Origin of the sequence: uncultured Cedecea sp. (genome assembly GCF_947498825.1) — a bacterium.
Classification (GTDB): Bacteria; Pseudomonadota; Gammaproteobacteria; order Enterobacterales; family Enterobacteriaceae; genus JGM124.
This window is the reverse complement of the sequence record NZ_CANMLV010000012.1, coordinates 33,474-48,154: the sequence shown is the minus strand read 5'-3', so window position 1 is coordinate 48,154 and position 14,681 is coordinate 33,474. Positions and strand designations below refer to the sequence as shown.

11 protein-coding genes are annotated in these 14,681 nt (G+C 48.4%); 1 reads left to right on the top strand and 10 read right to left on the bottom strand.

All coding sequences use genetic code 11. From position 1 onward, the window contains the following. Nucleotides 1-126: 126 nt before the first annotated feature. The 5 genes from Q1A40_RS13640 to Q1A40_RS13620 form a co-directional block, all read right to left on the bottom strand. The gene (locus Q1A40_RS13640; RefSeq protein ID WP_300000947.1) at nucleotides 127-831 is read right to left on the bottom strand and encodes a hypothetical protein; all 705 of its coding nucleotides are present in this window, start codon (nucleotides 829-831) and stop codon (nucleotides 127-129) included. A gap of 3 nt (nucleotides 832-834) precedes the next feature. Continuing rightward, nucleotides 835-3,123: a M23 family metallopeptidase gene (locus Q1A40_RS13635; protein WP_300000945.1), complete on the bottom strand. Its 2,289-nt coding sequence runs from the start codon at nucleotides 3,121-3,123 to the stop codon at nucleotides 835-837. A 13-nt stretch (nucleotides 3,124-3,136) separates the two neighbouring features. Further along, the gene (locus Q1A40_RS13630) at nucleotides 3,137-5,488 is read right to left on the bottom strand and encodes a type VI secretion system Vgr family protein (protein ID WP_300000944.1); all 2,352 of its coding nucleotides are present in this window, start codon (nucleotides 5,486-5,488) and stop codon (nucleotides 3,137-3,139) included. Beyond that, nucleotides 5,485-5,691, bottom strand: coding sequence for a hypothetical protein (locus tag Q1A40_RS13625; RefSeq protein WP_300001082.1), 207 nt, complete (start codon nucleotides 5,689-5,691; stop codon nucleotides 5,485-5,487). The genes Q1A40_RS13630 and Q1A40_RS13625 overlap by 4 nt, the downstream gene beginning before the upstream one ends. A gap of 837 nt (nucleotides 5,692-6,528) precedes the next feature. Further along, nucleotides 6,529-7,803 carry a putative acyl-CoA thioester hydrolase gene (locus Q1A40_RS13620; RefSeq protein ID WP_300001074.1) on the bottom strand — a complete coding sequence of 425 codons (1,275 nt, stop codon included), beginning with the start codon at nucleotides 7,801-7,803 and terminating at the stop codon, nucleotides 6,529-6,531. 350 nt (nucleotides 7,804-8,153) lie between these two features. Between Q1A40_RS13620 and Q1A40_RS13615 the strand changes: the two genes are divergently transcribed. Beyond that, complete coding sequence (locus Q1A40_RS13615; protein ID WP_300000942.1) at nucleotides 8,154-9,101, top strand: nucleoside hydrolase; 948 nt, start codon at nucleotides 8,154-8,156, stop codon at nucleotides 9,099-9,101. A gap of 58 nt (nucleotides 9,102-9,159) precedes the next feature. Here the strand turns inward: Q1A40_RS13615 and potI are convergent, their stop codons facing one another. The 5 genes from potI to Q1A40_RS13590 all read right to left on the bottom strand — a co-directional run bounded on the left by potI (nucleotide 9,160) and on the right by Q1A40_RS13590 (nucleotide 14,554). Then, nucleotides 9,160-10,008, bottom strand: a complete 849-nt coding sequence (gene potI, locus Q1A40_RS13610) for a putrescine ABC transporter permease PotI (protein WP_300000941.1) — start codon at nucleotides 10,006-10,008, stop codon at nucleotides 9,160-9,162. Next, nucleotides 10,005-10,964 (bottom strand): putrescine ABC transporter permease PotH, encoded by a 960-nt coding sequence (potH, locus tag Q1A40_RS13605; RefSeq protein ID WP_300000940.1) that lies wholly within the window; start codon nucleotides 10,962-10,964, stop codon nucleotides 10,005-10,007. The genes potI and potH overlap by 4 nt, the downstream gene beginning before the upstream one ends. A gap of 13 nt (nucleotides 10,965-10,977) precedes the next feature. Continuing rightward, nucleotides 10,978-12,111, bottom strand: coding sequence for a putrescine ABC transporter ATP-binding subunit PotG (gene potG / locus Q1A40_RS13600; RefSeq protein WP_300001072.1), 1,134 nt, complete (start codon nucleotides 12,109-12,111; stop codon nucleotides 10,978-10,980). Between the two features lie 113 nt (nucleotides 12,112-12,224). Beyond that, a complete protein-coding gene (gene potF, locus Q1A40_RS13595; protein WP_300000938.1) occupies nucleotides 12,225-13,334 on the bottom strand; it encodes a spermidine/putrescine ABC transporter substrate-binding protein PotF in 1,110 nt (369 codons plus the stop codon). A 311-nt stretch (nucleotides 13,335-13,645) separates the two neighbouring features. Continuing rightward, the gene (locus Q1A40_RS13590) at nucleotides 13,646-14,554 is read right to left on the bottom strand and encodes a DUF808 family protein (RefSeq protein WP_300000936.1); all 909 of its coding nucleotides are present in this window, start codon (nucleotides 14,552-14,554) and stop codon (nucleotides 13,646-13,648) included. Nucleotides 14,555-14,681: the final 127 nt, after the last annotated feature.

Here is a 14,681-nt window from a genome sequence, read left to right as displayed (position 1 = left end):
AAATAAAAACACGCCAAGAATGTAAAAGATTAAATTTGATATCAATCCACCGATCGCGATAAAAAACTTTTTGAACATCATTATTCATACTCTTACAATTAACAGTAGCAACGACATAATCGCCCCCTAATTGACCTTTTGTTTGTTTCTGCCGTTTAATATTTTTTCATTTACTTTATTATCCAACCCTATTTCCATACTTTCTAAAGTTTTTAATACGTAAGGGATTTGATTACTATCTGAGGCAAGGCTACCTAAACCGCAAAGTGCATTGTAAGTAGAATCTTGAACTAAGCAAAAACTAACCAGTTCCTTTGCATTTTTATAGGTTCCTTTATTATCCTTTGTAATATTTTCATCAAATACAACATATCCTTTAGCATTCTTTGCTTTGATATTGTATAGTTTCAGCGGTTTGTAAGGTCCATCTTGATCTGAAAGAATAATGTCAGATTTTTTATTGTTTACTTTAACCCATGAATATTTACTTTTCGAGTAAATGATTTTTTCATTCATACTTCTGTCATACCCGTTATTGTACACAGTATCGGACGATAAACAGACCCAAGTATTGACAGGGAATGTGTTAGCGGGATTCTTACCTTCGGTGCTTACTGTATTTTTAGGTGAGGACCTATACTCTTTAAATTTTATAATGCTGCAACCGCCAGACTCTGCAGTATTGTAAGAAACCGACGAATTGTCATTAATTTCTCTTGCTATGAAATTATCATCATTAAAATCAGCGGGCATGTTTATCTCAGGATTAATATCTGCAAAAGTAAATTTACAAATTAAAAATATGAACAAAGCAAAATATTTTTTTTCCATCTTTTATCTCCTTAATACAATGCCTTCAGGATTATCTAAAGTAAATGCATTGTTTTCATCAGGGAATTTAATTTCTGTCAACACAGCCAAAGCACAAGTATATGCACAGCAACGTTCTATAAATCCATTTATTCCTTGATAATTTCGTCTGCTAATAGCTCCTGGCAAATTCACGGTTGCACTCGTCCGCCAGAATGCTGGGCTACGATAATAGATCTTAACACCATGCCCAGCAGCTACTGCCTGTCGCTGTAGTTCATGAACTTCATCGGCATATTTTGCCATGCTGGTTAATGACCAATAAAACCCTGCGCTATCGGATGGGGCGAATAGCCCAACATCGACATCTTCACGCCAAGACACCACTTCTTGCTCAAGTTCAGGATGTTGCCCGTCATATAGAATCCTGTTATCTAATCTTTTTTCCCGTTCCCTGAGAGCACGGTCACCCTGGCCCCTTCTGTAGTCACTAACCAGTTCGTCTCGAACATCTTTATTAAATGATCTTCCCCGATATGTAAAATACTTATAGAAATTATCAGGATTAGTTAACTGCAGGAATCCCCTGCCGTACCACGGGAAATACCAAATATTATAATGGTATCTATGCCCATGCTCGTCTGTAGCGGAATATCGATAGTCTTCTCTAGTTACATTCAGCCATTTAGTTTCCTGTACTGAATTCCCTAAAAAACTCACCAATCTGGAAGGTGTGTTAATGCAATATTTCCTAAACATCTTATTCAGCATTGGATAATGTTTTGAGAAGACAGATATATCACTTTCATGAAACGCCACTGGTTCCCAACTATAGCGAGAGCCCATAGGTCTTATTATATTACGTGGCACAACCTGTTTAAATTCATCTCGACTGAGCCAATTACATTTACGAAAATGAGAAATAAATACTTTCGGTTCAAAATGCCACAATCTTCCGCTACCGAGAGTGCCTGAATCAAAGCACAGCGCTTCTGCGTGTTGCTTAAATTTGCCATAGTCTTCCTCACTCATCAGAACACGGTCCTTCTTTTTCTGCGTTCCCGGGATCGTCCATACGGCCGTTCTTTCCAGTGTACACTGCTCCCAGGGCAGGCCCGTCATCAACCATTTATACCTGGCATCTATTGTGCTTTTTTCCCACTCGAATGGTAAACGGCAGATAAGCCTGTTGCTTTGAGTTTCGTAACGGCCTTCTTTCTGCAACTTTTTAACGATCGCCGAATTGCACTGGCTGTGGGTGTCATTGTCATCATCAACCAGCAGCCATCCCGTCCAGTGGGGGAAATCTGCATCGCTAAACTTTTTGATATCGGGAGCGGCAAGATTGACAACCCCTGTTCCACCCGGATAGCTGACCGTCATCCATAATGGTGCGTCAGCCGGCACCAGGGTTTCATTTTCCGTATTGATAATCCGGCCAAAACGAAGCAACTCAAATCCGGCACTGGGGCTATCCTTATAATTCCGCATCGCGGTTTTATAAAGGTTGTATTCATAATCTTCACCATCGGCGTTAACCAGCGGCTCCCCCAGCAGATCATACTTCCCGTCAGTCTGCGTGTTCTTCTGTCGGGTCACCATCGTGCAGTTGCCTTTTGCCAGGGTCATGCTGACATACAGAGGCGCATTGCTGGTATAAAGCGCAGAAAGACCGGTCAGGGAAGTACTGTTATTTGCGGGTGCTTTATCGTAAAACGTTGTTCCTGCTGGCAGATAAAAATGGATATCACCGTAAACCGCATCAGTGCGACCATCTTTCGAAATATCCAGTTCCTTCGTTTTTCGGCCCGTCAGTTTACTGATGCTGGCTTCATCGCAGAAAATCTGAAAGTGAAACTCGTTCTGACCGTCAGTCATTCCGCAAGAGCCTATCGGGTCTTTCCGGTAAATTTTGGCGTCAGCTTTTATCTCAGCTTCCAGAAATTTAAGATGCATATACAAAGAGTAAAATACGACCTTACCGTCCTCGCCGGAACCAATTTCTGTCTCATGTTTCAATAAAACATAACCATCATCCGTCCCTCTTACAGGGGCATACTTCAGTGGGAACTGGTCTCTTTTTTCTGGCGGAGACGGATTGCGGAACGACACCACGGTCCCGTCAGCGATGGCCCTCACTTTCTCCGGTGTTATGCCTGCATCCGTATGTGATATATGGATGCCCCCATGCCAGGACTCTGATGCATTGAGAGGATATCCCCGGCGAGCATTGACAGGCATCATCGCTTCAATCCAGTCGGCGTCAGACTGAGCGGTATCTTTATCTCTCAGAAACGGAGGACTGATAATCATATGTGACTCCTTGTCAGGAAAAGCTGAAGTTACTGGAAGGTTCGGTCGTTTCAGGTGCCACATTCGGAAAGTCTTTTGGCTCATTGGCCTTCTCTTTTCGCCCGTAATGCCCGGCTTTGGTCCGGTACTCTCCCTGAGTGGCAGACTCAATGCCATTGGCATCAAGCGTGATATAACTTCCTCCGCCGTTAATCGTGACTTTTTTCTTCGCAGTAATATGGATTTCATCTTCGGTGCTGGTGAGACTGAGTTCGCCCCGGGCAATCAGATCCATCAGGTCATTCTGCGCCTGTATTTTTACCGGCCCCTGGTTCGCGATAAGCTTGATCCCCAGCTTACGAACGAACACGCTCAGGGCATTACCCACCCCGATGAACAGATTTTTCACCACGCTGACATCTGCATTTTTACCGGCGGTGGCTATCAGATTCTGGCCAGCCGATACCTGCAGATGTTGTCCGCTGGTCAGCGCCATCCCATCCGGTGCGCTGAGCAGCAGCACTGATTGTTTGAGGTCTGTCAGCTGCTGTTCCAGTAGTTTGATTTGCGCCTGGAGATCGGCCGGGTTCGCGGTCGCCTTCTGTGCGTCATCAGAGAGGAATGCCATCTGCTCCCGGGCATCACCCAGATTGCTGACCGCTGGTTGCATCTCCAGCACCTGACCCTGTGCCTTTGCCTGCCCGTCAGCGCTGATAAACAGCCCTTTCTGTGCCCGGATGGCTCCCCGGCTGTCGGTTCTGAGCTCAAAACCCTCACCACGCTTCTGCTTCTCCGCATCCACTAAATGTCCGAGATTCAGCTGACTCTTGCCGCCGTACTCGGTGGAGATCTTGATATGCTCCTGATCACGGCTGTCATCGAGGCGAATTTTGTTTTTCGCCGGGGTGCGCAGGACGTTACGTTTATAGTTTCGGATAGTGACATGATCACCGTGCGCCGAGTCGTGAAGTACACCAGAAATGTACGGTCTGTCCGGATTACCATCTTCAAAGCCAATCGCCACTTCGGTTCCCGCCAGCAGCGGCAGATGCAGACCGTAAGTGTCGCCGGCATACGGACGGGACTGGCGCACCCACAGGCTCTCGAATCCGGTCTCCCAGTTATCACGGTCAAACAGCATGTTGACGCGATAGCGACCATTTTTATCAATATGCCCGTAGGTGTCGTTCTCGGTGGTGCTGGTGACACGTGCTGGCAATGTACCCGCCATCACCGGACGTCTGCCGGGGTCCGGGCGAAAACTAAAATCAGGGCTGTCCGGAATGCCATTGAGGTTGATACCAAAGTCTTCATCCCGCCGCGCATGGCTGTGTATCGCCGTGACGACCACGCCCTGAGCAAACACGTCGGCTACTTCGTACCCGCCGGTGACTTTCAACCGCATACCCGGAGAGAGCGTCGGGCAGCTGGTAATGGCCTGCGTCTGCGTCTGGCCATTCAGGTAGCGCTCATGACGAATGCGGGCATAAAACGTCCCAGACTCGGGGGCCGGATTACGCTCATGCGCACTGCCCGGCGTCAGGTAGTTATCCGCCCAGTGATAGGCATCACCGTACGTGGTGACATCCCCGCGGGTCACATCGACCTGGGTATTCATATCATCCGTGGCCTGACGGTAGTTGTAGTCCCGGGTACTGACCTGCTTCTGCACCACATTGTGATGGCATTCCATGCCCCAGACCGCATCCACCCCGTCCGAATGCTGCCCTGACGGGGGAACTGACGGCAGGATCAGGCCTTTTTCATACCCCTGCTGGCCGTCGTAAAACTCCACCACGTCGATATTCAGGCGCGTGTCAGTGGTGAAGCGAAACCAGATGCCGACTTCCCCCAGCAGGCGGGTAATAAAGTGCAGATCGTCCTCACCGTACTGCATCACCTGCTCACGCCGCGGGTATTCTTTTGACAACGAGAACAGAAAATCCTGGCCGCGCATACCGTGACGTTCGCGCAGGATTTTTTCCACGATTTGCGGGACCGACATGTCCTGGTAAATGGCGTTCTGGTGGGATCGGTTGAGTAGCGCCAGGCGTGGCTGGAGCGTCAGGGCATAGTGAGTTTCATCTTTTGAGGTGCTGAGGCGTTCAAAGCCGCTCACCACCCCCTGAAGGGTGCGCACGGCCTGCTGCATTTTAATGCCGTATCCTTGGTCAACCGTAACCTGCAGCGTCAGCGAACCCTGTTTCATCAGCATCGCTTCTTTGGCGATAGCATGGTCAGAACTTGTGAATTCAATACGGTAGCGGAACGGTGTGCTCAGGGCTTCATCGCCTTCAAACGCCAGCACGTCGAGCGCTGACTCACATCCTTTCACCGCCAGCAGGTGGTGATTATGGCTGAATCTTAACGGAGAATTATTACTCATGCATCCACTCCCTGTTTCACGTCCAATTCCAGCCCGATGCCCTCTTTCTCACTCCAGCTAAAGCGTAACGACTGTGGCTTCAGCTTTGCGGCCATATGGGTTAACAGCTGCTGACTCAGCACCGGCAGAATTTGCTGATTGAGCAGACTATCGACGTTGCGTGCGCCGGTATCCCTGTTCTGTGGAGTAACAGATACGGTCAATGCCAGTGAGAAATAAAGAAGACAAAATTACCCTGCCAGAACAACTTTCCGGTTCGCGTCATCCGACGTAAATAAAATCCCGGAACTAAAAGCGGGCGTATTCCCTCCACCAGCATGCCGACACTGTATTTTTGAGCGTTTGTCTAAAATGAAAAATTTCGGATAAGACCCAATAGCCGGAGTGTAGGAACATAACCTGCCAGATAGGAAATGAAAAAATGCAACAAAACATGACATTCTCAAGCTTCAACAATCACAAGTCATCTTTCTGATTTATAAGAATTTCCTCACATAACCCTTCATGCCTTATGGGATAAGGGTATGCAGTAAACAATCAATTTATCTCAGGGTTAAAAGACGTACAAAATACCACCAGCCATGTGAAATATCTGATTTTGTACTCCGTGTAAATGAACACCTGTCTGTGCGACTGATAATGAAAGGCACCATACTGATGACGTGCTATCAGTACTCGTTACCGTCAACTGACACCAACCCGTTTCAGCGTGAGTTCACGATCAAACGGAGCCGTCTTGATGATTTTCTCCAACGATATTGAGGCTCCCATATGCCTTTGAATGCTCTTCAGGAGAACCGGCAAGCTTGTCGATGAAGGTAAATGATACCTTCAGACTCAGCCACATGAGGCTGACTGTTTTATGGGAGCCATCTGTACAGCGGTTTCTGTTATAACAAGGGTTTTATACCCGTCATACTTCAAGTTGCTTGGGCGTTACCTTCGTCAATCCTGCCGAATCACATAGTTTATCTATGCTCATCGCCAGGATTGACTCTGCGCCTACAAGCAACTTGAATTATTTAGGGTATATACAATAATCACTTTACCTGTCGGGTATTATTAAACTCCCATAATCTATTGAATTCAATATTATTTAAATCACGATCTTGCGCGATATTTCCCCGAAAAGCACGATTGGTTGTTGCCGCTGGCCCCCAGGGAGAGTGGGCATCATATCCGCTATCAAAAGTGGAAAGCATAATCACTGCCTGGCCGTTTGACGTTTTGCCCGGTATATAGCCCGTCGCCCTGGCACCCTGGTCCCAGGCCCTTCCTGACTGGGCATGATTTTTTTCACCAAAACCGTCGTCACTGGTAAAACGGCTCCGGGTGACTAAAAATCCGTAAGGATTATCTGTTAAGGTATTTGGGGCAAGTACATAGGCGCCATCGGCAGTGCGGCTGGAAACAGTGTGAAAATGAACGCCATCAAACACCGCCGTTGCCCGGCCAAAGACATAATCGACGTCTCCCTCAATATAGCTGTCTTTTATCAGCGCGCGGCTGATCCTGTCTGTGACATATCGATTATGCTTATCGCTGGTATTAACAAAAAAGGTATCTTGTCTGCCAATAAGGCGTACGTTGTCGATCTGTACTTTATCGCCGTCAGTACGTAAAGCCACGCCCTGGTGAGCGCTGCTATCGACTGTATCTAATAAGCTATTTTCAACGGTTAAATTGGTTAACTGAAAGCCATTATTTTGTGACCAGACTACGGCAGAACATAACGTCGTAACGACCTCCTCGGGGCTTGTCGCACAGGTCTGGTACATTTCCCATGCCGGATCGCCTGGCTGGTATTGTCCCTGGCTGTTTACCGTTTCACGCCACACTTCAGGTGAAATCATGGAATCCAATGCCAGGGATAACACCACTTGTTGAGGATTTTCTCCGCTACCAAAGAGTGTCACAGGAGGGGCATCTGCTGGAATATACAGCGTGCCGACATAGGTTCCAGGTAAGATCTTGATATAAATTCGGCTCTCTGGGCTGGCCGATTTCTCTTTTAGTGCGGCATTTAGCGCCTGTTGTACAGTCTGATAGGCCGCATCTTTACCCACAACCCAAGGTGTTGATTCATCCGTCTTAACCTGTTCATCTGGAACCCAGGCGTCAGAGAGGGTCTCAGTTAATAAACCTCCCCGTGAGAAATAGTTTTCCTGCGTAAAGGTGGCGACTTCCTGTGGGGTTAACTCTGGCCGAGTTGGGCTACCTGGCGCTTGCTGAGGTTGCGCTGCGTGACTGGGGCTGGTTTGTATTAACAGAGGAAAACAGAAAGACATCAGTGTGAGTTTATAGATTTTTTTTATCATTTTATTTCCTTCTATCTCTAGTCCGGGGGAGAAGTAAGAAAACAAATATTAATGAATAATAATTTTAAAAAAATTGAAATGGCGTTTACTTTTTGCAAAATTGTAATTTTTTCGCAAGCAAATCTCTCTATAAGAAAGAACTCAGGTGGTTAAAAAGCAGGCTAATCGTTCCCCTTTCTGTTTTAACCAGTCATGCATGGCTACAGACACTTTTTTCTACGGAAACACAGTATTATAAAAAGAACGTGAAACACTTTATATGTTTACAGAAACAGCTGGGCATTGCAGAGTGACTCAGCAAAATGAAAACTGGACGTAACACCCTCGTTAAAAAGGAAAATACCGGCATGACGAAGAAAATTATCCTTGATTGCGACCCCGGTCACGATGACGCTATTGCAATATTATTAGCGCACGGTAATCCAGAGATTGAGTTGCTGGCGGTCACTACCGTTGTCGGCAACCAAACCCTGGAAAAAGTGACTAAAAATGCGCTGGCTGTTGCCCGTATCGCCAATATTACCGGGGTTCCTTTCGCTGCAGGCTGCCCAAGACCGCTGGTTCGACAGATAGAAGTGGCGCCGGATATTCACGGCGAGTCGGGACTCGATGGCCCGGTATTGCCTGAACCTGCGATTGATCTGGACACCCGTCATGCCGTTGACCTGATTATTGACACCATTATGGCGCATCCGGCAAAGACCATTACGCTTGTGCCAACGGGAGGATTAACCAATATCGCTCTGGCAGCCAGAAAAGAGCCACGCATTGTTGAGCGAGTGAAGGAAGTGGTCCTGATGGGGGGCGGTTACCATGTGGGAAACTGGAGCGCCGTGGCTGAATTCAATATCAAAATTGACCCTGAAGCAGCCCATATTGTGTTCAATGAGAAATGGCCTCTGACCATGGTGGGTCTTGACCTGACACATCAGGCTCTGGCGACTCCAGAAGTGGTGGATAAAATCAAAAAGGTTGGTACGCAACCTGCCAAGTTTGTCCTTGAATTATTAGATTTCTTTGGCGCTGCGTATAAGGATGCGCAAGGTTTTGACGCTCCGCCGGTGCATGATCCTTGTGCCGTTGCTTATGTGATTGACCCGGCAGTAATGACGGTCAAAAAAGTCCCTGTGGATATCGAACTGACAGGAACACTGACCTTAGGGATGACCGTGGCAGATTTCCGGGCTCCCGCCCCGGCGGACTGCCATACGCAGGTCGCCGTTAAACTCAACCACACTTACTTCTGGGATTTGGTTGTTGATGCACTGACGCGTATTGGGGAAGTGAAAATCTGACGCGAACTGATATCCGGGCAGCGAGTGGGGAACACCCCACCCGCTTGTCCGGTAAAGTTTAGTGCCCGGAGGCGCGTGCTTTCTGAATATCTTTCAGATGCTGTTTCTCTTTCTGAGCCATCAGACGCCAGGCAATAAAGCCAACCAGCCCCACCACAAACAGGATCAGCGTGGCGAGTGCGTTAATTTCCGGATTCACACCCCGTCGTACTGTCGCAAAGATCTGCATCGGTAATGTAGTGGCTCCCGGCCCGGTCACAAAGCTGGATATCACCAGGTCGTCCAGCGACAGCGTAAACGCCAGCAGCCAGCCGGTTACCAGCGCCGGAGCAATCATCGGTACGGTAATCACAAAGAAGACCTTTAACGGCGTAGCGCCAAGATCCATCGCCGCTTCTTCAATGGAACGGTCCAGCTCGCGCAGGCGTGAATTGATGACCACTGCCACATAAGCCGTACAAAAGGTCACGTGGGCCAGCCAGATAGTCAGCATACCGCGTTCAGCAGGCCAGCCAAATGCATTGGCCATCGCCACGAACAGCAGCAGCAGAGACAAACCGGTAATCACATCGGGCATGACCAGCGGAGCTGTCAGCATAAAGGCAAAACCGGTCGATCCTTTAAAACGCCCGAAACGCACAATGACTACCGCAGCAATCGTGCCAAGGATAACCGCAGCGGTCGCCGAGAGCGCGGCTATCGACAGGCTCAGCGTCACGGCGCTTATCATCGCATTGTCCTGGAATAACACCTGGTACCAGCGGAAAGAGAAACCCTCCCAGGCTGCCAGTTGAGATGAGTTAAACGAAAAGATAACCAGCAGCAGCATCGGTGCGTACAGGAAGAAAAAGCAGACAGCGAGGATCGCCGTACGCCACTTGGAGCGAATGGTTGGCAACTGACTCATGGCTTATCCCCCATCTCTTTATTCTGATGCTTATGGAACCAGATAATAGGCAGAATAAGGATCAGCAAAATAATCACCGCCAGCGCAGAAGCCACCGGCCAGTCACGGTTATTAAAGAACTCCTGCCACAACACACGGCCAATCATAATACTGTCCGGGCCACCCAGCAGTTCAGGAATAACGTACTCGCCTACCGCCGGGATAAACACCAGCATCGATCCGGCAATAATGCCGCCTTTGGTCAGGGGAACAATCACACTAAAGAAAGTTTTCAGTGGACGAGCCCCCAGATCCAGCGATGCTTCTACCAGGGAATAATCAATGCGGGTCAGCGCGGTGTAAATTGGTAATACCATAAACGGCAGATAGCAGTACACGATGCCGATATACACCGCCATATTGGTATAGAGAATCGCTATCGGCTGGTCGATAACACCGGTCCATATCAGGAAATTGTTGAGAATACCGTTATTATTGAGGATCCCCATCCAGGCATAGACGCGCACCAGAAACGAAGTCCAGGACGGCAGAATCACCAGCAGCAGCAAAATATTACGTGTTGATGGCGAAGCATGGGCCACTGCCCAGGCCAACGGATAACCTATTAACAAACATATACCGGTTGAGATCGCCGCAACCTGTAGCGAGTGCAGATAAGCATCAATATAGAGCGGATCGTCGGTAAGGGTAAAATAGTTCCCCAGATTCAGCACCATACTGAGACTGTCATCGGCCCAGGTCAGCAGATCAGTGTAGGGCGGAATAGCCCGCGCTATCTCAGAAAAGCTGATTTTCAGGACAATCAGGAACGGTAGCATGAACAGCAGGGATAGCCAGATGTAGGGCAGTGCAATAACCAGCTTGCGCCCGTGGGCGACCTGCAAACGAGTCAGCAACCCCACACGGGCTTTTTGTACACCGGGTGGCCGGGCAGTACGTTCAGAAAATTGGCTCATTATCTTCCCCTGCTTACACCGTCAGAACCACACAGCTATCAGTATCCCAACAGAGGCGTACTTCATCTCCCCAAGTCGGCATACCATTACGGAAGCGGTGGCCGTTTTGCAGCTGAGCGCTGATCATCTGTCCGCTGCGTAAACGAACGTGATAGATAGACAAGTCACCCAAATAGGCAATATGCACCACTTCGCCCACGGCAAAATTGAAACCGTCAGCGGGGATCTCTTCACACAGCATGACTTTTTCCGGGCGCAGTGCCACATAGACTGGTACACCATCCAGTACGGAGACATCTGACTCGACTTTCAGCGGGTGCACCAGACCGGGACAATCAATGATCAATTCATCCGACTGACTCTCACGCAGCAAACCTTCGAAAACGTTAACGGAACCAATAAACTCGGCGCTAAAGCGGGTCGTTGGATGTTCATAGATCTCTTCCGGCTCGCCAATTTGCACAAATTTACCGCGGTTCATGATAGCGATGCGTCCGGCCATGGTCATGGCTTCTTCCTGGTCGTGGGTCACCATGACGCAGGTCGCGCCCACACGCTCAAGAATATCCACCACTTCCAGCTGCATGCGGTCACGAAGTTTTTTATCAAGAGCGCCCATCGGCTCATCGAGTAACAGCAGCTTGGGACGCTTGGCAAGGCTTCTCGCCAGTGCCACACGCTGACGCTGGCCACCGGAAAGTTGATGGGGTTTACGCTTGGCGTATTCCTGCATATGCACCAAAGTCAGCATTTCAACCACACGGCTGGCAATTTCCGCTTTTGGTAGCTTGTCCTGCTTCAGTCCGAAAGCAATATTCTGTTCCACCGTCATATGAGGGAACAGTGCGTAGGACTGAAACATCATATTGATCGGGCGCTGATAGGGAGGCACATGGGAGAGGTCCTGGCCATCCAGCAAAATCAGTCCCTGGGTCGGGCTTTCAAAACCGGCCAGCATACGCAGCAGCGTGGACTTGCCGCAACCAGATGCTCCCAACAGGGCGAAAATTTCACCTTTATAAATAGTCAGGTTGACATCATCCACCGCATGCTGACCATCGAACGATTTCGTCAGGTTGCGGATTTCCAGCAACGGCGTTAATGCCTTGCCTGCCTTACTTTGAGGACGTGGGATCGCGTCGTTCACTACCATTACTCTCCGGCGCTGAATAGCTTCCTGCAGGGAAGCCCAAAATAACAAACAGAGGCCCAAACCTGAGCCTCTGCTGCTTAGCAAAAGTGAGCAAAACTCACTTTCCGTTATTTACCACTTTTAACTTTAGTCCATGCGCGGGTACGCACACGGTCAAGTTTTGGATCCTGCAACTTAAGCGTAAACAGTTTCGCCATGGTTTCTGGTGTTGGATAGATACCCGGATTATTACGGATAGCTTCATCCACAAACGGCAGGGATGTTTTCACGCCGCTGGCATAGAAAATGGTATTTGAGATCTGCGCCATCACCTGCGGTTCCAACAGATAGTTGATGAACTGATAGGCAGCATCGGGGTTTTTCGCATCTTTCGGAATAGCCAGCATATCGAAGAATGCCAGAGCGCCCTCTTTCGGAATGCTGTAATCAATATTTACGCCATTTTTAGCATCTGCCGCGCGTTGTTTCGCCTGCAGAATATCCCCCGCCCAGCCGATAACAACACAGGTGTTGCCGTTCGCAAGATCGTTAATATACTGGGAAGAGTGGAAATAACGAATATTTGGACGCAGTTGCAGCAGCAAATCGGTCGCTGCACCAGAATAGTCTTTGGCATCGCTGCTGTTAGGATCTTTGCCGAGATAGTTCAGTACGGTGGCAAATATCTCTTCAGGGGCATCAAGGAAAGAAACGCCACAGCTTTTCAGTTTTTCCAGGTTTTCCGGTTTCAACACCAGATCCCAGCTATCAACCGGAGCATCTTCACCCAGGGCTGCTTTAACTTTATCGACGTTATAACCGATACCGGTAGTCGCCCATACATAAGGGACAGAGTACTCGTTACCCGGATCGTGCTGTTCCAGCTTTTTCATCAGCTCTGGATCAAGGTTTTTGTAGTTTGGCAGCTTGCTGCGATCCAGCGGCTGAAACACGCCTGATTGCAGTTGGCGCGCCAGAAAGCTGGATGATGGCACTACCACATCATAGCCTGTGCTACCTGCCATCAATTTACCTTCCAGCACTTCATTAGAATCAAACACGTCGTAGACGACTTTGATACCGGTTTGCTTCTCGAAATCCGCCACGGTGTTTGGCCCAATATAATCGGACCAGTTGTAGACGTGCAGTGTTTTATCTTCCGCCAGAGAGCCTGCGGATATCGCCATCAGCGCGCCCGCAACCACACCTGACAACCATTTTTTACGTTGGTTGAACATCTTCCATTCTCCTGAACAGGGATAATTACAGCTAAACCCGAGGGTATATTTCTCCAGCATGCGAACCGGTGGGCGCCTACCGTCAAATACAGGACTACAATGAATCAATATTCACTGTACCGTTAATAGAAAAATCCTATATTTGTAGAAATGTTGCACGCTTTATACAGCAACGCAAGTTCGGATTAAAGTGCAAAATGCAATCCTTATGCATATTTCTTCGCTCTGCAAATATCGCTGAGGATTGTCCGCACGCTATGCACTTCCGTAGCCTACTCTGGTTTCATAATCTAGTGCTAAAATAACCCTTTTCAGGACATGCCGCGCAGACGATTAACGCCTTTGACAGCAAGCAGTACACCACCACCAATCAGAAAACCTAATAATAAATTTGCCATGTTTAAAGCGACCACCGCCCCTAATGCCCCCAAGGCAATGGTGCTCTCTTCAATAGCATGATGGAGCGCGGGAATACCGTGAATGACAATTCCCCCTCCTACCAGAAACATCGCTAACGTCCCCACAATAGTTAATATTTTCATCAACCTGGGAGCCAGGGCTAATAATCCGTTACCCAGACTTTGGGCAATCCGGTTGGTTTTATCTGTTAGCCAGTAACCGAGATCGTCTATTTTGACAATGACAGCCACCAGTCCGTAGACGCCAATGGTCACGAGAATAGCTATCCCCGCAAGAATAAGAACTTGGTTCAACAGTGGTGCGCCCGCCACGATACCCAAAGTAATAGCCACTATCTCAGCAGAGAGAATAAAATCTGTACGTATAGCGCCTTTCACCTTTTGTTTTTCAAATTCACCGCTGTCTTCATTTTCCAGACGCGCCAGGCGCGTCTGTTTTTGCTCGATACTTTCTGGATGACGGCGAGTATGCAGATAATGGAAGACCTTCTCGACACCCTCGAAACAGAGATAAGCCCCCCCCACCATTAATAAGGGAGTAATAGCCCAAGGGGCAAAAGCGCTAATGACCAGCGCTAAAGGGACAAGAATTAATTTATTAATAAAAGAACCTACAGCAACCTTCCAGACAACAGGCAACTCACGATTTGCCCGTAAACCAGAAACTTGCTGGGCATTAAGAGAGAGATCGTCCCCCAGTACTCCTGCGGTTTTCTTGGCCGCAACCTTCCCCATAATGGAAATGTCATCCAGTAATGTGGCTATGTCATCAAGCAATGTTAATAAACTACTTCCAGCCAAAATAGCGATCCTTATCTCATCATTGATAGAGAGTGACATATCACACAAGGGTTCCGATACGTCAAAAAAGTGAGGGAGCCCAGCCAATCAAAAAGCAACGTTATTGCTACAGGCAGTATGCCACCTG

Coding starts and splice junctions, on each gene's coding strand:
- Q1A40_RS13635 (WP_300000945.1), bottom strand. CDS start 3,123: ATGATTATCAGTCCTCCGTTTCTGAGAGATAAAGATACCGCTCAGTCT.
- Q1A40_RS13615 (WP_300000942.1), top strand. CDS start 8,154: ATGACGAAGAAAATTATCCTTGATTGCGACCCCGGTCACGATGACGCT.
- Q1A40_RS13630 (WP_300000944.1), bottom strand. CDS start 5,488: ATGAGTAATAATTCTCCGTTAAGATTCAGCCATAATCACCACCTGCTG.
- potF (WP_300000938.1), bottom strand. CDS start 13,334: ATGTTCAACCAACGTAAAAAATGGTTGTCAGGTGTGGTTGCGGGCGCG.
- potH (WP_300000940.1), bottom strand. CDS start 10,964: ATGAGCCAATTTTCTGAACGTACTGCCCGGCCACCCGGTGTACAAAAA.
- Q1A40_RS13640 (WP_300000947.1), bottom strand. CDS start 831: ATGGAAAAAAAATATTTTGCTTTGTTCATATTTTTAATTTGTAAATTT.
- potI (WP_300000941.1), bottom strand. CDS start 10,008: ATGAGTCAGTTGCCAACCATTCGCTCCAAGTGGCGTACGGCGATCCTC.